The 25,730-nt window shown below is 56.2% G+C and carries 21 protein-coding genes and 2 pseudogenes; 15 read left to right on the top strand and 8 right to left on the bottom strand.

The features are described from left to right. The first annotated feature begins 15 nt into the window (after window positions 1–15). Window positions 16–375, top strand: coding sequence for a hypothetical protein (locus tag H7995_RS03095; protein WP_244647576.1), 360 nt, complete (start codon window positions 16–18; stop codon window positions 373–375). A gap of 71 nt (window positions 376–446) precedes the next feature. Here the strand turns inward: H7995_RS03095 and H7995_RS03090 are convergent, their stop codons facing one another. Continuing rightward, on the bottom strand, window positions 447–1,616 hold the full coding sequence (locus H7995_RS03090; protein ID WP_185817966.1) for a hypothetical protein: 1,170 nt from the start codon (window positions 1,614–1,616) through the stop codon (window positions 447–449). 632 nt (window positions 1,617–2,248) lie between these two features. Between H7995_RS03090 and H7995_RS03085 the strand changes: the two genes are divergently transcribed. Further along, window positions 2,249–3,355 carry an AAA family ATPase gene (locus tag H7995_RS03085; protein WP_185817965.1) on the top strand — a complete coding sequence of 369 codons (1,107 nt, stop codon included), beginning with the start codon at window positions 2,249–2,251 and terminating at the stop codon, window positions 3,353–3,355. Next, entirely contained in the window at window positions 3,348–4,001 is a 654-nt protein-coding gene (locus H7995_RS03080; RefSeq protein ID WP_185817964.1) for an HNH endonuclease, read from the top strand. The genes H7995_RS03085 and H7995_RS03080 overlap by 8 nt, the downstream gene beginning before the upstream one ends. Window positions 4,002–4,410: 409 nt before the next feature. Here the strand turns inward: H7995_RS03080 and H7995_RS03075 are convergent, their stop codons facing one another. The 3 genes from H7995_RS03075 to H7995_RS03065 form a co-directional block, all read right to left on the bottom strand. Then, window positions 4,411–7,293, bottom strand: a complete 2,883-nt coding sequence (locus H7995_RS03075) for a CHAT domain-containing protein (RefSeq protein ID WP_185817963.1) — start codon at window positions 7,291–7,293, stop codon at window positions 4,411–4,413. An 8-nt stretch (window positions 7,294–7,301) separates the two neighbouring features. Continuing rightward, on the bottom strand, window positions 7,302–7,880 hold the full coding sequence (locus tag H7995_RS03070) for a hypothetical protein (protein WP_185817962.1): 579 nt from the start codon (window positions 7,878–7,880) through the stop codon (window positions 7,302–7,304). 2,072 nt (window positions 7,881–9,952) lie between these two features. Then, window positions 9,953–10,981, bottom strand: coding sequence for an alpha/beta hydrolase (locus tag H7995_RS03065; protein ID WP_185817961.1), 1,029 nt, complete (start codon window positions 10,979–10,981; stop codon window positions 9,953–9,955). Window positions 10,982–11,160: 179 nt separating this feature from the next. Between H7995_RS03065 and H7995_RS03060 the strand changes: the two genes are divergently transcribed. The 6 genes from H7995_RS03060 to H7995_RS03035 all read left to right on the top strand — a co-directional run bounded on the left by H7995_RS03060 (window position 11,161) and on the right by H7995_RS03035 (window position 15,999). After that, complete coding sequence (locus H7995_RS03060) at window positions 11,161–12,090, top strand: LysR substrate-binding domain-containing protein (RefSeq protein WP_185817960.1); 930 nt, start codon at window positions 11,161–11,163, stop codon at window positions 12,088–12,090. A gap of 222 nt (window positions 12,091–12,312) precedes the next feature. Further along, window positions 12,313–12,777, top strand: coding sequence for a thiol-disulfide oxidoreductase DCC family protein (locus H7995_RS03055; protein WP_185817959.1), 465 nt, complete (start codon window positions 12,313–12,315; stop codon window positions 12,775–12,777). A 145-nt stretch (window positions 12,778–12,922) separates the two neighbouring features. Next, window positions 12,923–13,483, top strand: a complete 561-nt coding sequence (gene folE / locus H7995_RS03050) for a GTP cyclohydrolase I FolE (protein WP_166589606.1) — start codon at window positions 12,923–12,925, stop codon at window positions 13,481–13,483. A 35-nt stretch (window positions 13,484–13,518) separates the two neighbouring features. Next, entirely contained in the window at window positions 13,519–14,229 is a 711-nt protein-coding gene (locus H7995_RS03045; protein ID WP_166589605.1) for an SDR family NAD(P)-dependent oxidoreductase, read from the top strand. Window positions 14,230–14,290: 61 nt separating this feature from the next. Further along, window positions 14,291–15,829 (top strand): cryptochrome/photolyase family protein, encoded by a 1,539-nt coding sequence (locus H7995_RS03040; RefSeq protein ID WP_185817958.1) that lies wholly within the window; start codon window positions 14,291–14,293, stop codon window positions 15,827–15,829. Then, complete coding sequence (locus H7995_RS03035; RefSeq protein ID WP_166589603.1) at window positions 15,826–15,999, top strand: DUF2256 domain-containing protein; 174 nt, start codon at window positions 15,826–15,828, stop codon at window positions 15,997–15,999. Before H7995_RS03040 ends, H7995_RS03035 begins: the two co-directional genes overlap by 4 nt. Here the strand turns inward: H7995_RS03035 and H7995_RS28800 are convergent. The 3 genes and pseudogenes from H7995_RS28800 to H7995_RS03020 all read right to left on the bottom strand — a co-directional run. Then, window positions 15,991–16,331: pseudogene (locus H7995_RS28800) on the bottom strand (3-ketosteroid-9-alpha-hydroxylase); the annotation flags it as partial. The gene H7995_RS03035 and the pseudogene H7995_RS28800 overlap by 9 nt on opposite strands. Then, complete coding sequence (locus H7995_RS03025) at window positions 16,331–17,668, bottom strand: sensor histidine kinase (RefSeq protein ID WP_185817957.1); 1,338 nt, start codon at window positions 17,666–17,668, stop codon at window positions 16,331–16,333. The gene H7995_RS03025 and the pseudogene H7995_RS28800, both read right to left, overlap by 1 nt. Beyond that, the gene (locus tag H7995_RS03020) at window positions 17,665–18,324 is read right to left on the bottom strand and encodes a response regulator transcription factor (RefSeq protein WP_182340364.1); all 660 of its coding nucleotides are present in this window, start codon (window positions 18,322–18,324) and stop codon (window positions 17,665–17,667) included. Before H7995_RS03020 ends, H7995_RS03025 begins: the two co-directional genes overlap by 4 nt. 131 nt (window positions 18,325–18,455) lie before the next feature. Between H7995_RS03020 and H7995_RS03015 the strand changes: the two genes are divergently transcribed. The 6 genes and pseudogenes from H7995_RS03015 to H7995_RS02990 all read left to right on the top strand — a co-directional run. Further along, on the top strand, window positions 18,456–18,779 hold the full coding sequence (locus H7995_RS03015; RefSeq protein WP_185817956.1) for a PepSY domain-containing protein: 324 nt from the start codon (window positions 18,456–18,458) through the stop codon (window positions 18,777–18,779). Between the two features lie 72 nt (window positions 18,780–18,851). Further along, window positions 18,852–19,322, top strand: coding sequence for a DUF2271 domain-containing protein (locus H7995_RS03010; RefSeq protein WP_166589599.1), 471 nt, complete (start codon window positions 18,852–18,854; stop codon window positions 19,320–19,322). Window positions 19,323–19,347: 25 nt separating this feature from the next. Next, window positions 19,348–21,528, top strand: coding sequence for a PepSY domain-containing protein (locus H7995_RS03005; protein WP_185817955.1), 2,181 nt, complete (start codon window positions 19,348–19,350; stop codon window positions 21,526–21,528). Continuing rightward, entirely contained in the window at window positions 21,518–22,516 is a 999-nt protein-coding gene (locus H7995_RS03000) for an FAD:protein FMN transferase (protein WP_182344711.1), read from the top strand. The genes H7995_RS03005 and H7995_RS03000 overlap by 11 nt, the downstream gene beginning before the upstream one ends. Before the next feature lie 3 nt (window positions 22,517–22,519). Continuing rightward, entirely contained in the window at window positions 22,520–23,221 is a 702-nt protein-coding gene (locus H7995_RS02995) for a VIT1/CCC1 transporter family protein (protein ID WP_185817954.1), read from the top strand. 126 nt (window positions 23,222–23,347) lie between these two features. Then, window positions 23,348–23,470 (top strand): annotated as a pseudogene (locus tag H7995_RS02990) (LysR family transcriptional regulator); the annotation flags it as partial. Window positions 23,471–23,590: 120 nt separating this feature from the next. Here the strand turns inward: H7995_RS02990 and H7995_RS02985 are convergent. Next, window positions 23,591–25,717 carry a TonB-dependent siderophore receptor gene (locus H7995_RS02985; RefSeq protein WP_185817953.1) on the bottom strand — a complete coding sequence of 709 codons (2,127 nt, stop codon included), beginning with the start codon at window positions 25,715–25,717 and terminating at the stop codon, window positions 23,591–23,593. Window positions 25,718–25,730 lie beyond the last annotated feature (13 nt).

Genomic DNA, 25,730 nt, shown 5'->3' with positions numbered 1-25,730 from the left:
GTTTAAGGCAAAGAGGTGTCTACGAAACCCGGGGCGATTCATTACCTCAACAAGTGCGTCCACAAGCGCTGGGATCCGGACTGGCACGTCTGGTATTTCATCCGCCCCATCACCAGCACAATCGCCGGTGCGGTGAGCTACCTCTTCTTGAAGGCAGGCTTGTTGGTACTGGAGTCGACCGCGAACGCCGGAGCAAGCGAAATTGGATTTTTCGCACTGGCCTTCATAGCTGGCTTCAACGTCGACAAGTTCGTGGCGAAAATTGAGGAGGTCGCGAAGGCGGTGTGGGGCATTGATAAAACCCGGAGTGGACAGACCCGAGCTGGTGAGGCGGAGCCGGCCAAACCGCCCACTCCAACCTCACCTCAAGCCTGAATTAGGTTCTTGCTTGGGAGTTTGATGCGGCAGGCTCACTGCCTGCCGCTGAGACTTCGCCAGACAGCAACTCAAAGCAGATTCGGCAGGAGAATCTTCAGCTGTAGGAAGACAAACCACAAGAAGCAACCGCCGCTGGCCAGGAACAGGCCAATGAGAGTGAGCCGGCATAACGGGCGCATCGTGTTTTGCCACTGCGCCACAATACGAGTGAATGTCAGCGCAGAAGCGTCGGTGCGGAACAAGTAGATGAAACCTTCCGCGTACGCCGACACCACCAAATTTCGAGGGGTTGGTAACCGCGATTGAAAATCCAGTGAGTTGTCGAACCAGCGCACCACCAAGTCGCCCTCCTTGCCCACCTTAGCCATTTCCGCCTCACTCTCATTCATGACGCTCAAGTGGAGGTTACGCAGAGGCATATTACGTGGGCACATTCGATGTACCGGCATGAACTTTTGGAATTCGTTCGGCTTGAATTCTTCTCGCCAGATCGCTGTCGATGTCAGTTTGGCGTATTCACGAAGTGCATACTCGATCCGTGCGGATGCGAATTCACTAAAGCCGCCGTAGGCTGGAATTTCACCATGCCGAGTGATGTCAAGCGCAAGTCGGTGTTTATAGGACTCTGGTTTAATTCCGCCTACATCCAAGTCATAAGGTTTAACGCTCCACCAGCGTCGCAGCTCATCCTCAACAAGAGCGAGTAGCCAGCGCCGCCCCTCAATGCCAAGGTATTCCTCCTTCCCAGCAAGCGTGCGCTTTAGCAGAACCGGACACTTCCACTCGAACCAGATCACCGCTAACAAGTAAAAGCCCCCGCCCACCAGCAACCAGCTCAAAGGCCCGACCGCGGCTTCTGCGCCCTTCAATGGCGGAGCTGCCTGAATGAATGCGGCGACCAACCCCCCCACCGCTGCGAGCTTGATACCGGCGCCTGACTTCATCCGCGACCAGAACGACCAACTCATCATTTGTCGAAACCGGTGATATGCCATTTCCTGGCGCGTGTTGCGTCGCTCAGCCAAGGGAGGCCTGTAGAGCTCCTCATTCGGGAATTCATCCCAAAACCAGGAAATCCGGCTGAACTCAAACCGCCTTTCCCGACGCTTGTAACGACGGTGCTCTTTTTCCGATTCCGCTATCCGCCGGCGCATCTCATCGGTGAGCACGAACGCCTTTTTTGGCTTGATTGAGTCGTTTTGGTTTTCAGGTTCTGTTAGTTGGTTTTCAGCTGACAATGTGCCGCTCCTTGTCTGTTTGCTTCCGCGGGCTGCAAACGCAGGCGGTTCACAGAAAGCAAGTTAACGAACCAGATCAATGTCCTTAGCGTAGGCACCTGGCGTATCGATTGCGGATCCAGCAGGCTGGTCAAATCACGGAGCGAAAAATTGTACTCGGAGAACAACGACGCAGCTTTTGCTCGAACTCAATCTCATCGATCAGTCGGAGACCTGCCGAGGTCAGTCACAATTGTAACGCGAGTAGAGCAGCGCTCGTCGAGGCGACTTCTAGCCCAGCGATACACCGATGTTGGGATATTGGGGGCATGAGATCAACTAGATTTCTCCGGAGCGCGGGAAAACAGACCTATTACAGCCTAAACTCTCTTCCTTCCGAAGCACCCCAGCGCTTAAGCTTAGGACTGCATCGCCACACGGGGAGCGGTGACCGGACATTGTGGCCTACATCATGGAAGAAGATATATCTATGCCAATAGGTGCACTTTCAGCGATTTCAATTTCTTATAAGTGGAAGCAAAAAAACCACTCCACAAAAGCTTGCCGGCTGCTGCCTGCTACATCTTCACAGCGTCTAAAATCTGCCACAACACAACCATCGACAAAGGTCGTTTACGGCCTGACGGGATCGCATGCATATTAATTTTGTAGTCGGGAAAAATGGATCAGGCAAAAGCCGTCACCTCCAAGAGATCGCTCAATTTTCACGAAGAGATACATTAGTTATCTGCAATACTGTGCACGACAGATACAGATTGCGACCTAGTGTAAAAAAGTTTTCTGCACGCAACCCTAGAAACACGCCATCGAACATTATTAAATCCGCTTTCATAGAGCTGGCCCGCGAAGGCACATACAGATTAAACGCGATCGCAAAGGTCCTTGAATACTGCAATTACAATCCGAGAGTAACATTCATAGGGGTGCTACACAAAGACGCCGAAGAAAAGCTCGCAGAGCTTAACCGTATAGGCATTGGGGGAAGAATAGACTTTGACATAAACCCCAATGTCATGGAGTCGATTTCAGAATCGATAGGCAATGGGCACCTGGTTTTTGAAATCAATCTTGCCCAGAGTTATATGGAGCCGAGAGTTCAGGAAATGCTTTTAGCGATACTGGAAGGTGAACGTTACCTAAAGAAACTAAAGCTTTTAAAAAGCGTAGAAGTATATATCCAACATGAGCATGGAAATGGATTTCTAAGGATCGACCAAGCGAGTTCAGGGGAGCTAGCGATGATCGCCTCGCAGGTTTTTATTCTCACCAATGTGCGAGACGGCAGCTTGATTTTGATCGATGAACCAGAAAATAGCCTCCACCCCCAGTGGCAAAAGGACTATGTAAACAAATTAGGTGATCTGATCGGACGGTATGATGTCGAAGTCCACATTGCCACCCACTCCCCACTTATCGTCTCAGGTATAAGGAATAGCGAAGACAGGATTAGCTTCCATTATGCGGAAACCGGATTTTCGACCTTGGGTGATCATCCAGTTCCGAGCGTAGAAGAAAGCCTCTGGGAGCAATTCGAAACGATTACACCTGAAAGCAGATATGTTAGCGACCATGTCGTCGATCTCCTGGAAGATCTAGACAATAAAAAGCGCACCTTTTATGAAGTTACACAAGCATTGGAAAGTATGGAGCGCGCGTCCTATGACGAGCGCCAAGGAAAGGTCTTAGAGGCTGCGAAGAAACTGGCTATCGAAATTCATCAGGAAGCTCAAAATGTCTGACCCCTTGCAGCCGCCACTGACTGATTTCGTTTTTACAGCAGAAGAGGAAGAAGCCGTCGAATTTGCATTGACCACCAGTAAGCCCTGGAAGCATGAGCATGACGACCTCAAGGGTGTAAGGGCTGTCTTGGTCGCCTTGAAGGATAGAGTTCGTAGCTTCCACCTAAAAAGACAGAGTTCTAAGTGCTGCTACTGTCGTATGAATCTTCACGGCGGAGGCAGTTTCATCGTTGATCGTGAACATATCGTCCCCAAGGATAAGTACCGCGACCTGACCTACGTTATTTCCAACCTTTCTGTTGCCTGCAAGCGGTGCAACATGCAATTCAAAAAGGATGACGTGGGATTTCTCATAAGTCGCGACACCATTCTCACTAATCACGGCTCAAGCGATCAATATCGGTTCATCCATCCAAATTTTGACAAATACAGTCAGTTCATCAAAAAAATAAGCTATGAGGAAGATGATCAAGTCTACGTTAAATACACAAAATCGGACCATCCCAAGGCCGAATATACATACTCCTATTTCGACTTGCGAGCCTTGGAAGTGAATAGCTTCGATCAGGGTCAGGGCATTGATACTTCAAGCGTAACTAACCTCATACGCGAGCGCCTGGATCAATTAGTCAGCCAGTTGGGCTAGCTGGTCAGTCTATCCATCCATGCTGCCGACTAGATGTGGTGGGCAGCATGGACGCACCATGGAGCGGGTGCGACAAAAGGAAATCTCATGTCACCCCGCGCTGCGCCTCGATAGCCCTGGCTGTTGAATTTCCATCGAGGAACCCAGCTTGTGAAGCCGAAACCCCGGGGGGCATCTCACGCGACCTACTGTGCTTACGGTGTTACTGCCGGAGCAAAATTGACCCAACGGCTGACTATTCACTGACCCAAGCGCTCGTTCTCCGAGCCCCATCAGAGGTGGATTTTGAGAAGGATACTGTGGGTCAGCTGTGTACCGTTACGTGGGTCAAATTCGCATCAGCGGCAACACGCCAGCATGATGTTCCGGCTTGAGAGCTTGGATAGATTCAATGCCAGCAGGCTATTCGTCAACCAATTCGACCTGTCATAACAACGTACGGCGCCCAGTGCGCTGCTTGGCTCACCCCTGTATTGATCGCTTGATCGCGATAGTATTCATTAAGGCTAATCTGAGCTTCACGTAACGCGACAGCGATGGTGCGTGGAGATTCAAACGCTTGACATGTTTCATAAAATTTCCTGAAAAAGCTTGGTGCGCTGACATCCAAGGTTTCCCAGAGACTGGACACCACGCTTCGAACACCTCCACGCAGCAGCGTAAGCGAGAATCCTTCCACGTCCAAATCCTGACGTGCTGTTCCGCAGGCTGATAGTACAAACAGCCCCAAATCCGACTGTTCAGCCTCAGTAGCTTTACGCAGCCGGTTCATGCTCAAATTGCCGTCGGCAAGAGCTAGCATCGACAGCGAGTCACTGGTCGCATTGAATACAGCGTGCGTCGCAAGATGGATGGCACAGTTATTTTGTCCATCGAGCGTAAGCTTAACTAGCATACGATCAATCGAACATTCGTCATGGCTGTAAGCTTCACAGACCACAGGTGGTATTTTGGATTCCAGCGCACCTTGGATAAACTCACGCTCTAGAGCCGCCCCAGGCAACCGGCCATCAGCTAACTCAGAGCAGGCAAAAATAGTCACAGATGAACTATTATGTGCTGTACTTGCAGGAATTAAGCTACCGGCAGCATTGAAGTAAGCGATTGAGTAGCGCTCAAAAAGATATCTTTCACCATCGAACAACGCCGCGAATGGAACTCCATCCAGTGGGCTGTCTGTCTCGATCCATAAATGAGTAACACCTTGCAACGCATCAGCCACGGGCTTAATTAATGCGCCGTACAGTGCAGAGGCAAGCTCCAAAAAGTCGCGTTGGCTCGCAGAGTGCGATTGACGCAACGCAAAGGAGATCAAAGAAATTTCTTCGAACGTTGCGTCGGTTTGATAGGTTGAAATCGAGGCCCCTACTTGCACCGTGACCGTCATGTATGTAGGTGACACAAGGTATCGGATCCGAGCATCCCCAGGAGCTAGCACGTCTGGAGATAAATTGCCTTGAGCTTGGCGCTGCAACATCTTACGGCGATTGATTTGAGCTTCAATTGCGTGATCAAGGCCAGCCAGCAAGTCGCCCATGCGTTCGATCGTCGCGTCGCTTAAGCTTTCGTTCATTGGAATCGAGGTCAAAAACGACAGTATGCCCGACTCGTGTAACCCCGCAGCTTCAGCCTGGTTGAGGGCTATGGCAGCTTCAATCTCGACTGGGACACTGTCGCGTCGCGTATATACGCCCCATGCGTCATCTTTGAGCAATGCAAACGCCTGCTCCGCTTCGTTGTATCTGCCGGCAATGGTTAGGCTTTGAGCTAGTTTGCGATGGGCGTCTGATCGTGATCTTAGGTACAAAGCTGCCCCGATCGATTCGAGTGTCTCGCTAGGATAAGCTTCCCTGTATACAGCGTGAACAGCTGCCTTGCCGAACAGCACAGCAGCATGGCGAGCATTGAGTCGTTCAAAACCCTCAACCATCTTTAACCGAATGAAGGAGTCAGGATTTAAAAAGCCTTCCAACGTCGCCTGATCGCTGGTGCGGCCCCAGTTTGATAATCCGGCTAGTAGCGCCCAAGCGAAATAAAACCAAGCTTGCTCAGTATGCTCTAAGTATGACTCCACCAGCCCCGCACACGCCCAGCCTCTTCCTTCGAACCACGCTCTTGACCCGACCTGCTTACATTGTTGCGCAGCTTTGGCAAACCAGTATGCAGCTTGATGGAGTGATGCCTGTTTTTCGGCGTGGGCGATCGTCCTCATACCTAAATTGAAGTGAACAAAGCCGATCCCACTGTAAGCATGAATGCATTGGTAGTCCGCATCAGCTTGCTGGAAAGGGTCAGTATTCTCCTCCGCACAACGAAGTACCCTTCCAAAAGCAGCGAGTGCTCGCTCGCTTAAGTTACCCCCTGCAAGAGCATTGCCGTAATTATTAAATAGTGTTGCGAGATCGCCGGCAGTCGGAACGTACTCGGTTGCCTCGGTGGCAAGCCATACAGTTGTATGTGTGGACAAGATAGCAAGTAGTGAGTGCGGAGTTCTGTTAAGCGCGTGCATTAGTCCATCAACTTCGAGCCACCGATCGGCGGGGCTCTGTTTATCCGCCATGTCCATGGATGCGATTGCAAAGGCTGCCCGAAGTGTGTAAGGAGGGCCTTCCAGTGGAAACCCATACCGGCAAATTGAGATCGTCCAAGCGATGGCAGATTGTAGCGGGGAGGCTCCATTGAGAGTTGCGTTTATTGCGCTAGCTTGATCCATGCGCTTCAGAGCTGTATCCAAATCACCTTGCCATGCATGGGCTGCTGCGGAGAGGCGCAAGCATGTGTCATTGGCGATTGGCTCTACTTGATGACCATCGCATAGGCGGCAGGCTATCTCTAGTATCTGGGTCGCACGACGGCGTCTTCCGGTTTCATCGAGAGCTAACGCTAGCTGAGATAAGATATTTACCAATCGAGTCCAGTCACGGCACTCGCGTCGGAGTATAGAGAGCGCGCGCTGCAACGCGCGTTTTGCATAGTGGGGATTCTCAACCATTCCCAAGCAGTACGTTGCCCATTCGTACAGGAAGTCGGCGCGCTGGAGAGGTCGTTTACTGTAAAGAATTTTTGTGAGCCAGACCATAAACGCGGCTTGCCGTGTTGACGTCAGAGAAGCTATGGGGCTGGCTATACCAGAACGCAGCCAGCCCTCTGCACTCAGGAACAGCTCTCTCGCCCGCTCGTTGTCGCCCGCTCCTAATTTACGAGCGCACGCTATCAACTCCTGCCGACTTTTTTTTGCACTGCTGCGGGTGAAACTCGCAAGGCAAAGGCGAAAGAACTTGGTTTCCTTCATAGCTGGATTCATACGTCCTGCGCAAACCAATAATCGTTTTCACCTGCCCGAACGAGTTCTATGTCCCCGGCACGCGTGGGGCATTTTTCGAGTTTCTCGAGCACTTCAAGCACGCAGTGATCGCTACCGAAACGCGCATGGAACGCTGCCTCAATCGTGACTAATTGCTTCCCGTTTGAGTCTTCACGGAGCAGCATCAAAACAAAGAACTCTTTCTGCCCGAGCTGCACACCTTTTTTATGTAGATTCAGCGCCAGCTTGGTGAGTGCCTTGCCCACGGAAAGCGCCAAGTTCAGCATGTCGGATTCAGATAGCGCCCCGGAAAAAATCGCAGTATCGGTGAACACGTCTTTCAATAGGCCGAACAAGCTGCTCAAAAGCTGCAGGTCTTCATTCCGGATCACCCAACGTGTGGGCTTGAAGACTGCCCGATGAGAACTATCACCGCCTTTATTAGACTGAGCAACCTGCCATTCATCAACCAATGCTTGCGCAAGAGCATTGGCGTGAGGGCCCACTCCATCTCTAGCCAAGTGCTCTGCCAGAAAAGAGATTGCTTCAGTGCGGTCAACAAATTGGTTTCGCAAGGCATCGCTCCGGGTCAAAATTCTGTGAACCATACTCGCTAACGAGAGCATTGCCAAACGTCTAGAATGCTGCTTCCGCGCTAGAAAAAGGCTCGCACAAGTCGGTAAAAGAGCCCTGTAGCGAGATTCTTACAACCGCGTGGGCTTGATCGGCTATTGAGGGTAGTTGGTTCAGTACCTAGATTTACTATTTGCAGTACACCGTCCATGCTCATCAATACGGGACGTGGAGCTCTGGCTCAACATTTTCCGGCGCATGCCCGTGCTGGATCAACAGGCACGCTGGCCAGGCGCATCACCCACCTTCCGTACCTATCGTTTACCGCGTCCAGCCCCCCCATGAGCTTTCGCTCGACGCCATTTGAGCCATAATAAACAGGTAACACGTAATTTCGTTCCGCCAGAGTGCTGCTAAGCAGGCGTTGATGTTCAGGGCTGCGGTAGCTGACTCGCCTTGCTTACCGACTCAGCCGATGCTGCCTGCATGCAAGGTGGTAAGACTACCGCGCCCTCGATTCTTCAAAGAGCGGCTCCCTGAAGGACATTTGCGCCAGGGCGCTGATCAGACCACCTTTGAGCGGCTGAGCTGGTTCGATAAACCAGTAGCAGTGTTTCTTTGCGTGCGTGATCGCGACGTAGGCTAAGCGAAGCGTCTTCTCTCCTAGAGCAGTGTCATAGAGCCTGTGGTCACCTTGCTTGCCTAATATAGCCTGACGATAAGCCATGTTGCGGTAAGGCGAGACTGCTATCTGTGAGAAGTCCCCGACTGAAAATACGGAGTCGGCCTCTAGCCCTTTGAGCCGTGGTATGTCAAAAACTTGATGCTCGCGGAACGCTTGAATCTTCTGGTTTGCCCGAGAACGGACCTGACTTGCCCTGCACTTCTTTCTTGGTCTCATTCTTCCGGTAGAGCACCAGTGTGGTCTGCTCCTGATCACAATTGAATCGCCCCGGGTGGGTAGACATCTCTTAGCCTTGAACTGAGGCCAATTAGGAAGTGCCATGAGCAACCAGCTCCGGGACAAACCGCACTGCTCAATTATGAGGTTGCCAGGTTCTACCCGATTTTCAACTAGATCCCAAGGCATGTTTCTTGAAATCCAGCATTCATCACCCTCTGGATTGGGACCGTCAGAGGTCGGGACGATGAGGCTAAGGATGGCGGGGGAAACTAAGTCTATGAACATCAATCGATGAACAATTACGTTCATTTCGGGAACACTGAGCCAGTAATTTCGGCCTCATGAGCTGCCTATGAACATCTGACATCGCCCATAAGTTAAATATGATGCCATGTTAGAAATGTTCACGACGTCCACTCTGTCAACGGGCCATGTACTTCGTGTTAATGACTTGATTCGCTACTATTGATGTTATTTTGACTCCTCTCAATTTTCGCGCCCTTTACGAACTCGGAACACACTCATGGATGAAAGCCTTCTCTGGCTGAAGTGCTCAGAACTGAACTTGCGAAATTTCAGGAAGTAAACATCAGTAATTTGATGCCCTTCACCTTTCGAAAAATTTAGTTTCTTGGCCGCCTGCGGTTAAAGCGACGCGTGAGCACAAACTTAATGCACGTCTAGCAGTGCACCGCATTTCCAGGCAGATGCTTCCTAAAGGTTTTTGCAATGTCGGTTTCATCGGGGCAGAGATTTCAGCTGCTCGCGTTATGTCTGCGTGTGGGTTTGTTTTCCTGCGAGCCTACCTTCAGGTTCAAGTTCACTAGCTGATTTCGCTGCAATATCAATAAATTGTCCACGTCGACTGATGGCTCCAAGCAGGACTCTTGCTTCAGTCTGATAACGCGTTTGATTCATCCCCGCTCGCGCGCGTTGAGGGTGCAGATAACGCCGCACGCAGCATATCCGTCAATTTACCAACGCTCCTCCTTACTGCCGGGCAGGATCAAGATTCGCCTCAACTTTTTCCCGATACACAGGCACTGATCAAATTTCTGTCCTATCTTTGTCTGCGACGATTAGTTAGATTCGCGGGTGGAATTGGCGCTCGGGTGGGTGTCAGTGCAAGTGTTGTTCATCGTGTTGAAAAGCCTTGATGGTGCCTGCCCGTTAATTCAGATGATCCTGGAAGAACTGGGTCAGCTTGGCGAAAGGAATCAGATCGACCCGGTCATACAGATCGACATGGCCTGCGTTGGGCACGATGACCAACTCTTTAGGTTCTCCGGCCAGGCGCATCGCTTCTTCGCTGAACTCGCGGGAGTGGGCGTTTGCGCCTGTTATAAACAGCATCGGGCGGGGCGAAATACTCTCGATATCAACAAATGGGTAGAAATTCATGAACTTGGTGTTGCTGCTCAGCGTCGGGCGGGTGGTCTGTTGCGGGGTGGAGCTGGCCGGCGTGAATTCACCGCGCGGGGTGCGGTAGAAATCAAAGAACTCGCGCTGAATGGGGTGGGTGTCGGCATTGAGCGCCTGTACGGTGCCACCGGTGTATTCGGTCTTGGCGCCGGTGAATTCCACATAACGCTGCTCGGCCGCCGCTGCGATGACCTGCTTGCGCTGCTCAAGGGTTTGCGAGTGCTTGAGACCGTTGCGGTTGGCGGCGCCCATGTCGTACATGCTGACAGTGGCGATCGCTTTCATGCGTGGGTCTATCTTGGCCGCGCTGATCACGAAGCTACCGCTGCCACAGATACCCAGGACGCCGATGCGCTCACGGTCGATAAAGGGGCGCGTGCCGAGATAATCCACGGCGGCGCTGAAGTCCTCGGCGTATACGTCCGGCAGCACCGCATTGCGTGGGCTGCCTTCGCTTTCGCCCCAGAACGACAAATCCAGCGATAGGGTAACGAAGCCCTCTTCCGCCAGTTTTTGCGCATAAAGGTTGGAGCTTTGCTCCTTTACCGCGCCCATGGGGTGGCCAACGATAATGGCCGGGCTGCGGGTGGTGTTGGCCAGACCTTTAGGGACGAAAAGATTGCCCACCACATTGAGCTGATACTGATTTTTGAAGCTGACCTTCTGCATGGTCACCTTGTCACTTTTGAAGAAATTATCTGCACCGTTGGACATATCGGCTCCTAAAGCGGTGAGTGAACAGAACATAAACCCGAGCATTACGAGAAGGCTTTTCATAGGGCATCTTTTTCAGAGGAAGCCAACGGCGAAGCAGGCAGTTAGCGCAAGGCTCTGCCCTCTCCCCGCAGGCAGGGTTGGGATGCCAGCTATTGTTGCTGAACCAAGAGATTTTGATTAGCTAATGAATACTTAATTCGGATATAAGCCTAGCTAATCAATCGCCTGAGTACATCGCTGTGGCTAAACACAATTTCAACGATCTGCTGGCCTTCGTCACCGTGGCGCGCACGGGCAGCTTTACCCGCGCGGCAGTTCAACTTGAGGTGACCCAATCGGCAGTGAGTCAGGTGGTTTCGGCCCTGGAGGCACGTCTGAAAATTCGCTTGCTTACCCGCACCACGCGCAGCGTTTCTCTGACTACGGCGGGTGAGCGATTGCTGGAAGCTGTGGGCCATCGCTTTGATGAAATCGAAGCCGAAGTGGAAGCCTTGACTGAGTTGCGCGACAAACCAGCCGGCACGGTGCGGATCACCTGCGGTGACAGCATCATCAAGACCACGCTGCTGCCCAAGCTAACGCCACTGCTGCAGATGTATCCGGATATCAAGCTGGAATTCGATATCAACTATGGCTTTCGCGATATCGTCGCCGACCGCTTCGATGCCGGCGTGCGCTTCAGTGACACGGTGGCCCAAGACATGATTGCCGTGCCCATCGGCCCGGCGATACGAATGGCGGTCGTGGCAGCGCCCAGTTACTTCGCCCAAAACCCCGCTCCCGAACATCCTCGCGATCTGGCAACACATCGCTGCATCGACATACGCTTCCCCACCTATGACGGCATGGACGCGTGGGAATTCGAGCGCCAGGGCAAGAAGCTGAAAGTGCGGGTAGCTGGCCAATTGGTATTCAACTCCACTACCCATATCGCCGATGCCGCGGTCAGCGGGCTGGGCATCGCTTATCTGCCCGAGGACGAATTTTCCTCGCAACTGGCTCAAGGACTCCTGGTACGGGTGCTGGAAGACTGGTGTGAGCCCTTCGGCGGTTTCCACCTGTACTACCCCAGCCGCCGGCAGCCTTCCCAGGCTTTTTCGCTAGTCGTTGATGCACTGCGGGTGGATCGGTTGCCACCCGATGGCACCGTAACTTCAAGGGATGCGTGAGCAGACATAACCTATACAAAAATGACGCCCGTAAAGGGTTTTGGCGATGCGTGTCACTCTGCTATCAGTCGGCTAGCATCCTCTGCTGCGCTCGCACCTCGCCAGGCTGTCGTCACTTCCAAATGGGCGGTAGTGGCCAATCTCGCGGCAAATGAATAGAGCCCATTGTCAGTCCTTTTCTTTCAGCCTATCTTATACAAAACCTATACAAGACCACTAGAAATGTACAACAAAAAGGATTGGCCACTGACGCTGTACTTTGACGGCCAATGTCCGCTGTGTGCGCGCGAAATCAAGATCCTGAATCGACACGCCACAGAAAGTCGACTGCTTTTTATTGACATCAGCAGCGGTGCGTTCGACGCCAAGGCACTCGGGTTCACGCTCGAGCAAATGCAGTCCTCGCTGCACGCCCGTTTCGCCGATGGCCGCTGGGTAACCGGTCTGGACGCCACCTTGTGGAGCTGGCGCGCCGCCGGCTTAGGGTTTTGGGTATCGCCCCTGACATGGCGTGCCACCCGGCCACTGCTGGTTTTAGGTTATCGCTTCTTCTGCCGCTTGCGCCCCCATCTGGCGTGGCTTCCTCACCCTGATGGCCGCCGTCGCTGTGTGGACGACCGTTGCGGGGTACTGGAGTCAAAACCCGCACCAGCCGAGGGGCCCACGTTGAAAACAAAGCAGCCCTAGAACGCTTCGCTTTGGTACTGGCCCGACCAAGAACCTGGGTCATAGCTGATCGGGTGAACAACGTGTTTTCTGGTGCGCAGCAGGCACTCTCCTACTGCCAAGGATTGCCGCCACATCAAGCGCAGCATGCCTGCGAGGAGTCTAAATGAACCCATCAATAGCCAAGCATTACCGTGAAATTCTCGTCGCCGTAGGCGAGAACCCTGAGCGTGAAGGATTGCTGGACACGCCCACGCGCGCAGCCAAAGCGATGCAATACCTGTGCAACGGCTACACGATGAGTCTGGAAGACGTGACCAACGGTGCCCTGTTCGAATCGCAAAACGATGAAATGGTCATCGTGCGCGACATCGAACTGTATTCATTGTGTGAGCATCACCTGCTGCCCTTCATCGGCAAGGCTCATGTCGCGTACATCCCCACAGGCAGGGTACTGGGTCTATCAAAGGTCGCCCGAGTCGTCGATATGTTCGCTCGCCGCTTGCAGATCCAGGAAAACCTCACAAAACAAATTGCGGATGCCATCCATCACATCACCGATGCGGCCGGTGTGGCTGTGGTTATTGAGGCAAAGCACATGTGCATGATGATGCGAGGCGTGGAGAAGCAAAACTCGGTGATGACTACATCGGTGATGCTGGGCGCCTTTCGCGATTCGTCCGCTACGCGTCACGAGTTCCTGCAACTGATAGGGCGACGCGCTTAGCGCCAATAGATCACGTCTGTCTGCGGAGAGGCTAAATGAACAGTTCCTTCAGGATGAACTCCCTTGGCGAGGGCTACCGTGCCTTGGTGATAGGCGCCAGTGGAGCGCTCGGCGCGGCGTTTTGTGAGTGGCTCAACGAAGATCCAGGATGCTCGGTGGTTCGTGAGCTGGGGCGCAATAGTGTTCCAGGATTGGATCTGGAAAAGCCCGACAGTATCGCCAGCGCAGCCGCCGAATTAGCCGAAGAAGCCCCGTATCAGTTGATTTTGCATGCTGCCGGTCTGCTTCATCGCGAAGACATCAAGCCTGAAAAAAGTTACACCTCCATTGAAGCGGATGCGCTTCAGGCAATATTCCAAGTCAACACACTCGGGCCTGCACTGGTTTTGCGCCACTTCCTGCCCTTGCTTGACCCTCGTGGTGCGATGGCAATGCTTTGCGCCAAGGTCGGCAGTATTGGCGATAACCGTCTGGGCGGCTGGTATGCCTATCGCGCCTCCAAGGCTGCGTTGAACATGCTGATTAAAACGGCGGCGATTGAACTAGCACGAACACGCCCTCAGACCCGCTTGCTGAGTCTTCATCCAGGCACGGTCATTTCGGGCCTGTCCCAGCCCTTTAAAGGCGCTTGCGCCGCCAGGCCTGCAAGCCTCGCTGCCCGCGAATTGTTATCACTGATTGACCGCTTGGCGCCTGCCGACAGCGGCAATTTCTTTGCTTATAACGCAGAACGCCTACCGTGGTAGTTACGCATTCCGTTCTCGCTGACTGCGCCTTGGTGAGTCACCTTCCGTTGGACGCTGTCGAATGAACAAGACTCACCGACTGTGCCTGGTCTTGGGCGACCAGTTGTCTTTTGACCTGGCCTCATTGAAGGGGCTGGACAGCCAGCGCGATACGGTTTTACTGGTCGAAGTGATGGAGGAAGCCAGTCATGTGCCCCATCACCCGCAAAAAATCGCACTGATCTTCAGTGCGATGCGTCATTTTGCTGAGGCGTTGCAGCAGCGTGGCATCCGCGTGCAATACGTCACGCTTGATGATCCGCAAAACAGCGGCTCGGTGCCGGGCGAGTTGCGGCGCTGGCAGTCGTTGCTGCAGCCGGATGAGTTGCACCTGACAGAATGCGGTGACTGGCGCCTGGAGCAGTCGCTCAAAGATTGCGGCTTGGCGATCCAGTGGCATACCGATAGCCGTTTTCTTTGCACCCGACTCGAGTTTGCGTCCTGGGCCGAAGGCAAAAAGCAGCTGCGCATGGAGTTCTTCTACCGCGAGATGCGACGCAAGAGTGGCTTGTTGCTCAACGGCGATGGCAGCCCGGTCGGCGGCGCCTGGAACTTTGATGCCGAAAATCGCAAGGCACTGCCTAAAGGCGTTAGAGCCCCCTCCCGCCTCCGTTTTTCGGCCGATGCAATCACCCAGGACGTGCTAGCGCTGGTCGCAAAAAACTTTTCCAGCCACTACGGCGCCCTCGACACCTTTGACTACCCGGTGACTCACGCCGATGCCCAAGCGCTGTGGGACTACTTCCTCGACTGGGGGTTGGCAGCCTTCGGCGACTACCAGGATGCGATGGCCAGTGATGAACCTTTCCTGTTCCATGCGCGAATCAGCGCTGCGCTGAATATTGGCCTGCTGGATCTGCGTCAATTGTGCAGCGACGTCGAGGCGGCGTATTGGTCGCACAGAATTCCATTAAACGCCGCCGAAGGCTTTATCCGTCAACTCATTGGCTGGCGTGAATATGTACGCGGCGTGTACTGGCTGAAAATGCCCGACTACGCCGGCGGCAATCTGTTTGGTAACAGCAGGCCGCTTCCAGCGTTCTATTGGACAGGCGACACCAGGATGAACTGCATGGGCCAGGCGATCGGCCAAAGTTTGAAACATGCCTATGCCCACCATATCCAACGGTTGATGGTGACCGGCAACTTTGCGTTGCTGGCGGGCATCGCACCGAGCCAGATGTGCGACTGGTACCTGGCGATCTACATGGACGCATTCGACTGGGTCGAGCTACCCAATACATTGGGCATGGTCATGCATGCCGATGGTGGTTACTTGGGCTCCAAGCCTTACTGCGCCAGCGGCCAGTATATAAAGCGTATGTCCGACTACTGCCGAAACTGCGCGTACAAAGTCAGTGAAAGCACGACGGACGACGCCTGCCCTTTCAATTCGCTTTACTGGCATTTCCTAATGCGTCACGGCGACCTTCTGCGCAGCAATCAGCGCATGGGCATGGTCTACAAGAACCTCGATCGGATGACTGAGGCCAAGCAGCAAGGACTCTGGAAACGGGGCCAACAACTGCTCGCCAAACTCGATGCGGGGGAGTCGTTTTGAAGAAGAGTGAACTGCCTGTAAAGGCGTGTGCGGTCTGCGGATTGCCTTTCGCCTGGCGCAAGAAATGGGCGCGCTGCTGGGCTGAGGTGCGCTACTGCTCGGAGCGTTGCCAACGGCGCAGGAGCAGTGGACGTCATGTCATCCCCTCCCAAACTGCTGGAAATGGATGACTGGCGGATCACGACGTCCTGATAGAACGAATCCCGATTGCCCTGGACATACGCCCTGGCCACCTCCTGGTTCTGTTCTTCAGTCCAGCCCGGGACCCGTTTGACCATGCACCCAAAACGTAAATCGAAGCTGTTCGGCATCACGGCACGTGGCTGTTGAGCAAAATGGCGTAGATACGTACATCGCCGAACATCAAGCTGATCTGTGTGAAGTGGGTAGCAGGTCGGTAGTAGGCCGATGGCGCGATCAGGTCGCCGCCCAGGCGCTCGGAGTCACCATGGAAAATCGGGTGCCCGATGTGACCTTCAAAGACGTTGGCGAAGCAGAGGGTCAGCGAGGAGCCTCGGCCGAGCAAAACTGGATGCTCACTTCAAAGCCATCCGCCCTCCCTTTCGCCGGTGATGTCAGGGTCATACTGGCGCCGACGCCTTGCACAATGGTTTTGGCAATCGCCAACCCTAACCCCGAGCCACTGGCTTGGTTGTTACCCCGAACAAAGCGGTCGGTCAGTTGCTGCAAGGCTGACTCTGGCACCGTCGGGCCGCCATTGGTTACCCGTAGCAGCGCCTGATTGGTGAGACTGACGTTGATCGGTTGGTCTGCTGCGCCGTACTTCAACGCATTCTCGATTACGTTGCGCAACAGAATGCCGAAGGCATCCGGGTCAATTGCCGAGTACACACTGGCCTGGGTTGGCAATTGCAACTCGATCCGATGCCCGCTGCTGTGGTTCCACTCATCGACCACATGGGCCAGTAATGGAATCAGGTCCTGAGGCGCTTCGGGCAACAGCCCGCCGCCCTCAGCCTTGGCCAGTTGCATGAGTTTTTCCGAGAGCCGTGCCAGGTCACGCAAGGAGTTTTCGATCTTCGCCGCTCGTACCCGCAACGGCCCCTCGGGCGCTTCTTGGCGCAGGCGTTGGATCTGCGCCAGGGTCGCCGCCAGCGGTGTACGCAGTTCATGGGCGCTGTTGGCGGTGAAACTGCGCTCGGCCTCCAATGCCTTGCGTAGACGCTCAAGCAGGTGGTTGACCGCATCGGCCAGCGGGTCGATTTCCGCAGGGAGTTGCGCCACGTTGATCGCAGACAGGTCACCCACGCCCCGCGCTTCCACGGCCCGACGATAGGCCAACACGCTGCGCAGGCTGATGCGAACAAACACCCAGGTGCCCAGCAGGCTGATGGGGATCAACGCCAGCAACGGCAACAGCAAGGCAAACAGCGCTTCGCGCGCCGCTTCACGGCGATGGCCGAGCGGTTCGGCGATTTCGATAAACAGTGTTCCGCGCATCGCTGAAGCTCCGTACAGGCGGTACTTTTTGGTGGTGGAAAAGCCTTCGCTCGGTCGTTTGTTGAAGATCTTTGGGTTGGCATCGTGGGACTGCATCAGAATCTCGCCGTTGGCATCGCGAACCAGATACGTCAGGTATTCCTTGTGCATTTTCAGCGTGGCGATGTGTTGTGCATCTCGTGGTTCTTCACGGTTGCTGATTTCCAGTGCCGCCAAAGGCAAGATGCGCTGCGCGGTCTCCTCCAGCGCGCTGTCGAAGGCTTCATTCAACTCGTGCTGCACCACCAGCCAGGCGCCAACGGTCGCTCCCAGCCAGAGCAAGGTCATGCCCAGTGTCAAACCGAGGCCGAGGCGTTTTTGCAGGCTTGAAGACTTCATAGGGGCATCAACCGGTAACCCATGCCGCGCACGGTTTCAATCAGCTCGCGCCCGAGTTTTTTGCGCAGGCGACTGATGTAGACCTCAATGGTATTGCTCTCGATTTCCGCGCCGAAGGCATACAGGCGCTCCTCGAGCTGCGACTTCGACAGCAGCGCACTGGGGCGCTGGACAAAGGCCTCGAACAGCGCCCACTCGCGGGCCGTCAGATCTACCGTGACGCCGGCGCGCTGTACCGTGCGGGCGCTCATATCGACTTGCAGATCACCGAGCCTGATCTGCGGATTGGGATTGCCACTGTAGCGTCGGGCCACGGCTGCAACCCGGGCGGACAGTTCGAACAGGTCGAACGGCTTGACCAGGTAGTCGTCAGCCCCGGCATTGAGACCGGCAATACGGTCGGAGATCTGATCCTGGGCGGTCAGGATGATCACCGGGGTCACGTCACCGGCCAAGCGCTGCTGGCGCAGGAAATCCAGGCCGCGACCGTCCGGCAGCATCAGGTCCAGCAAAATCAAGTCGTATGGCGTCGTGCGTACGCTATTGCGCGCATGGTCCAGGCGTTGCACCCAATCCACGGCGTGACCGTCATCGGCAATCTGCTCGCGTACCGCCTCTCCTAGCCCCGGTGCGTCCTCGACCAATAAAACCCGCATCTTGCATCCCCTGTGATCGTTGTCATGCAGCACCTTAATCGCCTTGCCTGACGTGAATCTGAAGATTCAGCTGGTTGTCAGGAATGCACCTTAGGGTATGCCACTCACGCCGGCCCGACAGGAGACAGATCATGAAATCAGCTTTTATTGCCAGTACCGCCCTGTTGAGCGTGCTGCTCAGCGCTTGTGCCCTGGCCGATGACGACTGCAGCGAGCCCGTCAGCGACTGGCAACCGCGCGAAACCCTGCGCCAGAACGTGGAACAGCAATGGGGCTGGAGCGTGCAGCGCATCAAGGTCGACGACGGTTGCTACAAACTCAAAGGAACCGACCGCAAGGGCAACGCCATCGAAGCCCGCTACGCCCCCGCCTCCCTACGCTTGCGCTCGTTGCAGATCAATTTCGGTGACGACGGCGACGCCGGGGACTACCTCGCCCAGCCGGCTCACGAATGATTCATGGCCGTTCAGGTTGCTGTCAGCAAGCAGGTTCAGGCTCCCGCCCTATCGTACAAACAGGACTTCCTCATGAAAAAGATCATCGCTGCAACCTGCCTGGTCGGTGCCATTGCCCTCCCGGGGCTGGCCCAGGCCCGTGAAGTGACCCTGACCACGCAACTGAAGAACTACAGCGGAAACGATGCATACCTGGCGATCTATCTCACCGACGCCAATGGCCAATACCAGAAGACGCTTTGGGTGGCTGGCAAAAAGGCCAAGTACTACCGGCACCTGACCGATTGGGCCCGGGGCAGCGGTATGCGCCCGAGCGAGTATGACGGGGTCAGTGGCGCCAGTGTCGGCAGTGGGCAGACCCTCAAAGTCAGCGTTGAGTTGGCGGACACCTTGATTGATGCCGGCTACCAGATCCGCATCGACAGCGCCGTGGAGGACAAGCGTGAAGCCCGAGCCGACATCAGCGTCCCCCTGACCTCCAAGGGTTCGAGCGTCCCCGCGCCGGGCAACACCTACGTCGATTCCTTTACTTACGATCTGTAGCACCTGCACGTACTGGAGGCTGAACATGCTTCGTCAGTTGCATTCCTTGCCCGGCCTGATTGCCGCCCTGTTGGTCATGATATTGGCCATCAGCGGCGCGATATTGTCCGTGGATCCAGCGTTGGAACGCCTGCACAGCCCCCCTGTTGCTGCCGGCCAACTGAATGTGGGTCAATTGGCCGGGCGCATTGCCAACCACTATCGGGGCGCCGAGCAAATCCAGCGCACCGCGTCGGGAACGGTCATCGTCTACTACAGCCAGGGCGGTCAGTCCGGGGCCGATATGGTCGATCCACTGACCGGCCAGGGCCTTGCGCCCTATGCACCGTCGGCCTTCACACGCTGGATCAAAGACCTGCACCGCTCGCTGTTCATGGGCACGCCGGGCCACGGTGTGTCGGGCGCCGGCGCCCTGTTCATGTTGATCCTTTCGGTGTCCGGCGCCTTGCTGCTGGCCCGACGCCTGGGCGGCTGGCGCAATCTACTGCGACCACTGCGGGGTACGTTAAGCCAGCGCTGGCATGCTGAAGTCGGGCGCCTGGCCTTGCTGGGGCTGTTGTTGTCAGCCCTCAGTGGCCTCTACATGTCTGCCACCACCTTCGGTTTGATCGCCGACGGCAGTCAGAACGAGCCCCCCTTCCCCAATCACATCAGCACCGGCGAGGCGTTGCCGGTGGCGAACCTGCAAGCCTTGCAGGCCATCGACCTGAATGACCTGCACGAACTGGTCTACCCAAGCCCCGGCAATCCGCAGGACGTGTTTTCCTTGCGCACGGCCCAGGGCGACGGCTACGTGGACCCGGTCAGCGGCACCCTGTTGTCCTGGCAAGCCCATGACTCGATGCACAACGTTTACCAACTGATCTACCGGTTGCACACCGGTGAAGGCCTTTGGTGGCTGGGCCTGCTGCTCGGTCTGTGCGCCCTGTGCGTACCGTTGATGAGTGTGACCGGCATGCTGCTCTGGTGGCGCCGCCGCAAGGCCGGCCCGAACATCCGCCACAACAGCCCCGCTCACTGCGCCGACAGCGTGATTGTGGTGGGCAGTGAAAACAACAGCACCTGGGGCTTTGCCAACACCCTGCACGATGCCCTGCACCGGGCCGGGCATCGGGTGCACAGCGCGGCGATGAATCAATGGACAGGCGATTACCGCAGCGCCCAACGGCTGTTCATTCTTACCGCGACCCATGGCGACGGCGATGCCCCCGCCTCGGCGTCGCAATTCCTGGCACGGCTGACCCGGGTGGGCCTCACGCCAGGCCTACCGTTTGCGGTGCTGGGGTTTGGGGATCGACAGTTTCCGAAATTCTGTCAGTACGCCCATCAAGTGCACGATGCGTTGGTGCAGGCCGGTGGCACAGCATTAGTGGGGCTGGAGACAATCAATCGCCAGTCCCCTCAAGAGTTCGCACGATGGGGGCACGCGTTAGGCGATGCGCTGGGAGATGATCTGACCCTGGTCCACACCCCGCAACAGCCGCGTACGCATCAACTGGTATTGCACGAATGCAGGGTCTACGGCGAGCAGGTGAATGCGCCGACCCACATTCTGCGCTTCAAGGCGCCGGGTGAATTACCCGCCTTCCAGGCGGGGGACCTGGTCGGGATTCTACCGCCGGGTAGCCCCGTACCACGCTTCTACTCACTGGCCAGCGGTTCCGACGACGGCGTGCTGGAAATCTGCGTCCGTAAACACGAAGGTGGCCTGTGTTCGGCGTTCCTGCATGGCCTGGCGATTGGCGAGTCGATCGAAGCGTTCATTCAGCCCAACCCACAATTTCGTCCAGCCTCGGGCGCGCACCCGGTGATCCTGATCGGTGCCGGCACCGGGATTGGCCCCTTGGCCGGTTTTATTCGTAACAACAAGGCCCGGCACCCGATGCATTTGTACTGGGGCGGACGCAACCCGGCGTCGGATTTCCTCTACGAACCGGAGCTCAACCGTTACCTGGCCGACCGACGTCTGACCGCGCTACGCGCCGCGTTCTCGCAGGTTCAGGACCGCAGTTACGTGCAGGACCGATTGATCGGCGATGCCCTGGCCTTGCGCCGGTTGATTGAAAAAGGGGCTCAGGTGTTGGTGTGCGGCAGTCGCGAAATGGCCAAAGGCGTGATGCTGGCCCTGGATGAAGTGTTGGCGCCGCTCAACCTGAGTGTACTGACTCTCAAGGCACAAGGACGCTACCGTGAAGATGTCTACTGATGGGCAACGCTACAGCCTGAACGGCGAGACCATGGGCAGCCGCTACACCGCACTGTTCTATGCCGATACGGGTGTCGACACCGATGAAATCGGTAGCCGCCTGGCCCAGGCCGTGGGCCGGGTGGACCAGCAAATGTCCACGTGGAAAGCCGACTCCGACCTCAACCGCCTCAATGCCGCCGCTGAACGAGAGTGGCTGCCGGTGCCCAAGGAACTGGCCACGGTGCTGGCTGCCGCGCTGCGGGTCAGTCAGCAATCCAACGGCGCTTTCGACATCGCCGTCGGTGATCTGGTGGAGGCCTGGGGGTTCGGTTCCGGCGAACGGCCAGTCAGTGAACAGGCGCTCACCGCAACGCCAGCGCGCCCCCGACTACCCGTCTGCGCAGCGCTGACGGTGGATCCGCAGCGCAATCAGGTGCGCAAACGTGTGCCGCTGCACCTTGACTTGAATGGCATTGCCAAGGGCTTCGGGGTCGACGAACTGGCCCGCTGCCTCGAAGGTTTTGGCATCACGCGCTACCTGGTGGGCATCGACGGCGAAATGCGCGCCCGCGGCCTCAAGCCTGATGCGCAACCCTGGGTCGTGGCCCTTGAAAAGCCCTGCCGGGGCACGCGTGAAGTCATGGGCGTGATGGAACTCAGCGATGCCGCCATCGCGACGTCGGGCGACTATCGACAGTGGGTCGAGGTGAATGGGCAAACCTACGCCCACACCATGAACCCGGTCACCGGCGCCCCACTGCGCAACTCACTGGCGGCGGTCACCGTGGTGGCGGCCTCGTGCATGCTCGCCGACGCCTGGGCCACGGCGCTGCTGGTGCTGGGGGACATCGAAGGCCCACGTTTGGCTCAGGAACGCGGGATGGACGCGCTGTTCGTGCTGCACGACGGTCAACAGTTCAAGGAGATTTCTATAGTCGGCGGCCAGTTGCAGGCGCACATTGATACCCGTGCGTTTGATCCGCCCAATGACAGTGAGTCCCGCTAAACCATGAAATTCATGCACCGGCACACCGAGTTACACCGCAGTGAGCGTATTGGCTGGCTGCGCGCGGCCGTCCTGGGGGCCAACGACGGGATCGTGTCCACCGCCAGCCTGTTGATCGGCGTCGCCGCCGCCAACGCCAGTCACACCACGCTGCTGGTCACCGGGATGGCCGGACTGGTGGCGGGTGCGATGTCGATGGCGGCCGGGGAATACGTGTCCGTGCACTCTCAGGCGGACACCGAACGGGCCGATCTGTCGCGCGAACGGGCCGAACTGGCCAACGACTCAAAAGCCGAACACATCGAACTGGCGAACATTTACATGCATCGCGGTGTATCGCCGGAACTGGCGCATCAAGTGGCCCACCAATTGATGGCCCATGACGCCCTCGGCTCACACGCCCGGGACGAACTGGGCATCAGCGCGACCCTCACCGCCAAACCACTGCAAGCCGCCCTCGCCTCCGCCGCCAGTTTTGTTGTCGGTGCCGCGTTGCCGCTGGCGGTGATTTTTATCGCGCCAGCGAACAGCGTGGTGCCGTGGTTGTGCGGCATGTCACTGGTGTTTCTCGGCAGCCTGGGGGCCGTGGCGGCCAGGGCCGGGGGCGCCAGCGTAGTGACCGGCGCGTGGCGCGTGTCGGTGTGGGGGGTGTTGGCGATGGGCATCACCGCGCTGGTGGGATCGTTGTTCGGGGCGGTGGTCTAGCGCGCCTGGAGGCTGCAAAAAACACAAGCGAGGCCGCGATAGGGGGATCACCAGAGAGCGATGTCGTAGGTAAAGTAGATCCGGTTGCTGTCACGTCCACGGGAATAGTCAGAGCGGTAAACGTAGAGCGTCCCTTTGATAGAGCCCATCGTTAACCGATCGTTGGGACTGGTTTACCGAAGAGGCGCCTCACTGTCTCCGGCAGCGGAAAAATTCGTCTCGATACTGCTGGAACAGTGGGAGAAATGACCTCACTCCAAGATCTGGATCTTGTTTGAGGAGACGCCTAGGTCCACGCACCTCATCACACACCCCACGTAAAAGGCCCAGGAAGGGCCTTTTACGTTCAAACTCAATTCACCGGATTGCCTACAGGGTGTAAGAAAAACCGACCTGAACGGTTCTCGGTTCACCAGGGTAAGCGTAGACATTGCCGAAGGCGCCTTCCTCATAGTCCCGGTCAAACACATTCTTCACATCTAGATTCATCCTGACGTTGTCATTGATTTTGTAGAAACCGAGCAGATCGACGACGGCGTAACTGCCCATCGAAAACGCCGTATTCGCCGTCTGCCCTGCGCGCTCATCGACGTACTTGAACCCTGTGCCAAGCCCCAGCCCTCTTAGCCCGCCATTCTGGAACTCGTAGACGTTGAGCAGGCTGAAGCTGTTCTTCGGAATGTTCATCAGGCGGGTGCCCGACGGGATCACATTGTCCTTGGTGACCTCGGCATCGACATAGGCATAACCGCCAATCACCCGCCACTCAGGGGTGACATTGCCAGCCACGTTCAAATCAAAGCCACGACTGCGCACTTCGCCAGCCGCCACGCTGAAGGTCGAGTCCACGGGGTCGGTGGTCAGGACATTGCGTTTTTCAATCTGATAGATTGCCCCATCAACACTCAGCTGACGATCCAGCGCTTCCCATTTGATTCCCATCTCATAGGACTTGCCCTTTTCCGGCTCAAATCCACCACCCTCTCGGCTGGCTCCGCTATTGGGTTTGAAAGAGCGCGCGGTATTGGCATACACCGCCACGGTATCGGTCAGGTCATAGAGCACGCCGAGACGTGGCGTCACCGCATTGTCGCTCGCTTCCCAGCTCCTGCCACCCGGCACGAAGGTTTCGTAGTCATGCTCGAAGCGCTCGAAACGGGCGCCGGCCAAGACTTTGAGGCGCTCAGTCAATGCCACCTGATCCTGGATAAAGGCCGCGTAGGTCTTGAGGTTTTCCTTATCATTGGTCGGCGTGCGGGTCAGGGCCGGACGAGGCTGGCCATATACCGGGTTGAAGATATCAATCGGGTAGGCACTCACCGCACCGCTGGAGCGCTGGATAATGGACTTATAGTCGTAATCCTCGTACTCGACTCCGGTCAGCAGGGTGTGATCGAAGCCGCCGGCGGAGAAATGTCCGGTGAGGTTCAGTTGGGTGTCCTTGTCCGTCCACTCCAGCTTGCGATAGTTCCAGTTGCGACCCAGCGTGCGTCCGTCGTCAGCTACGCCATTGGCTTCAACGGCATTGCCCTGCAAGGTGCCATCGAGCCATTGAAAACCACCACCCAATGTCCAGTTGTCGCTGAGGAAGTGCTCGAAACGCAACTGCGCCATGTTGTTGTCGTTGTGCAATTTGCCGACGTCTTTTTCACCAAAGAACGTGTCACGCGACGCGGTGCCGATCTGATTCGGATAGCGCGTCACACCGCGATCCAGTGGATGGTTGTTGCGCATGAAATCGCCTTCGAAGATCACCTTGGTGTCGTCGTTGGCCTGCCACGATAAAACGGGCGTCACACCGTAACGTTCGGTCTCGACGTGACGGCGGAAGGTGTCACCCCCCTCTCCCACCACGTTCAAGCGATAAGCCAGGCGGCCTTCCTCGTCGAGCGGGCCAGAGGCATCCAGAGTGCCACGCTGCATTCCCTGATCGTCGAGTTGGCTGCCCAGCGTCACGCTGCGTTCAGCCAGCGGCTGCTTGGACACCACGTTGAACGTGCCACCAGGATCGCCCCGGCCATAGAGGGTGGTCGCCGGGCCGCGCAGCACTTCCAGCCGCTCAATGGAGTTCGCGTCCGGCATGTTTGGATAACCACGATTGATCGGAAAACCATTGCGATAGAACTCGCCAGTCGTAAATCCACGCACCGTGAATGTGGTCAGCCCCTGGCCACCGAAGTTGTTAGCCCGCCCTACTCCGCCGGCATAGTCCAGCGCGTCCTGGAGGCGAGTGGCCTCAATGTCCGTTACAACATCCTTGGTCACCACACTGATGGACTGCGGCGTTTCATGAATCGCCGTGTCGGTTCGTGTCGCGCTGGCGGAACGGGTTGCTCGATAGCCCTCCACCGGGCCTTGGGCTGTTTCGTAATCCGAGGTACCGACGATGTCAGTCGCCTGCAACTCCAGAGTGGTTTTATCAGTTGAAGCTTGCTCCGCCCAAGAGGGAACGGAAAACGCCTGGAGCACACAGATAGAAACCAGAGTACGACGCATCGAGGAAACCTTG

Source organism: Pseudomonas kielensis, from assembly GCF_014236655.1.
Classification (GTDB): Bacteria; Pseudomonadota; Gammaproteobacteria; order Pseudomonadales; family Pseudomonadaceae; genus Aquipseudomonas; species Aquipseudomonas kielensis.
This window is presented reverse-complemented; position numbering and strand designations above follow the sequence as displayed.

Coding starts and splice junctions, on each gene's coding strand:
- H7995_RS03085 (WP_185817965.1), top strand. CDS start 2,249: ATGCATATTAATTTTGTAGTCGGGAAAAATGGATCAGGCAAAAGCCGT.
- folE (WP_166589606.1), top strand. CDS start 12,923: ATGAACCCATCAATAGCCAAGCATTACCGTGAAATTCTCGTCGCCGTA.
- H7995_RS03040 (WP_185817958.1), top strand. CDS start 14,291: ATGAACAAGACTCACCGACTGTGCCTGGTCTTGGGCGACCAGTTGTCT.
- H7995_RS03065 (WP_185817961.1), bottom strand. CDS start 10,981: ATGAAAAGCCTTCTCGTAATGCTCGGGTTTATGTTCTGTTCACTCACC.
- H7995_RS02985 (WP_185817953.1), bottom strand. CDS start 25,717: ATGCGTCGTACTCTGGTTTCTATCTGTGTGCTCCAGGCGTTTTCCGTT.
- H7995_RS03080 (WP_185817964.1), top strand. CDS start 3,348: ATGTCTGACCCCTTGCAGCCGCCACTGACTGATTTCGTTTTTACAGCA.
- H7995_RS03020 (WP_182340364.1), bottom strand. CDS start 18,324: ATGCGGGTTTTATTGGTCGAGGACGCACCGGGGCTAGGAGAGGCGGTA.
- H7995_RS03075 (WP_185817963.1), bottom strand. CDS start 7,293: ATGAAGGAAACCAAGTTCTTTCGCCTTTGCCTTGCGAGTTTCACCCGC.
- H7995_RS03045 (WP_166589605.1), top strand. CDS start 13,519: ATGAACAGTTCCTTCAGGATGAACTCCCTTGGCGAGGGCTACCGTGCC.
- H7995_RS03015 (WP_185817956.1), top strand. CDS start 18,456: ATGAAATCAGCTTTTATTGCCAGTACCGCCCTGTTGAGCGTGCTGCTC.
- H7995_RS03005 (WP_185817955.1), top strand. CDS start 19,348: ATGCTTCGTCAGTTGCATTCCTTGCCCGGCCTGATTGCCGCCCTGTTG.
- H7995_RS03000 (WP_182344711.1), top strand. CDS start 21,518: ATGTCTACTGATGGGCAACGCTACAGCCTGAACGGCGAGACCATGGGC.
- H7995_RS03025 (WP_185817957.1), bottom strand. CDS start 17,668: ATGAAGTCTTCAAGCCTGCAAAAACGCCTCGGCCTCGGTTTGACACTG.
- H7995_RS03010 (WP_166589599.1), top strand. CDS start 18,852: ATGAAAAAGATCATCGCTGCAACCTGCCTGGTCGGTGCCATTGCCCTC.
- H7995_RS02995 (WP_185817954.1), top strand. CDS start 22,520: ATGAAATTCATGCACCGGCACACCGAGTTACACCGCAGTGAGCGTATT.
- H7995_RS03055 (WP_185817959.1), top strand. CDS start 12,313: ATGTACAACAAAAAGGATTGGCCACTGACGCTGTACTTTGACGGCCAA.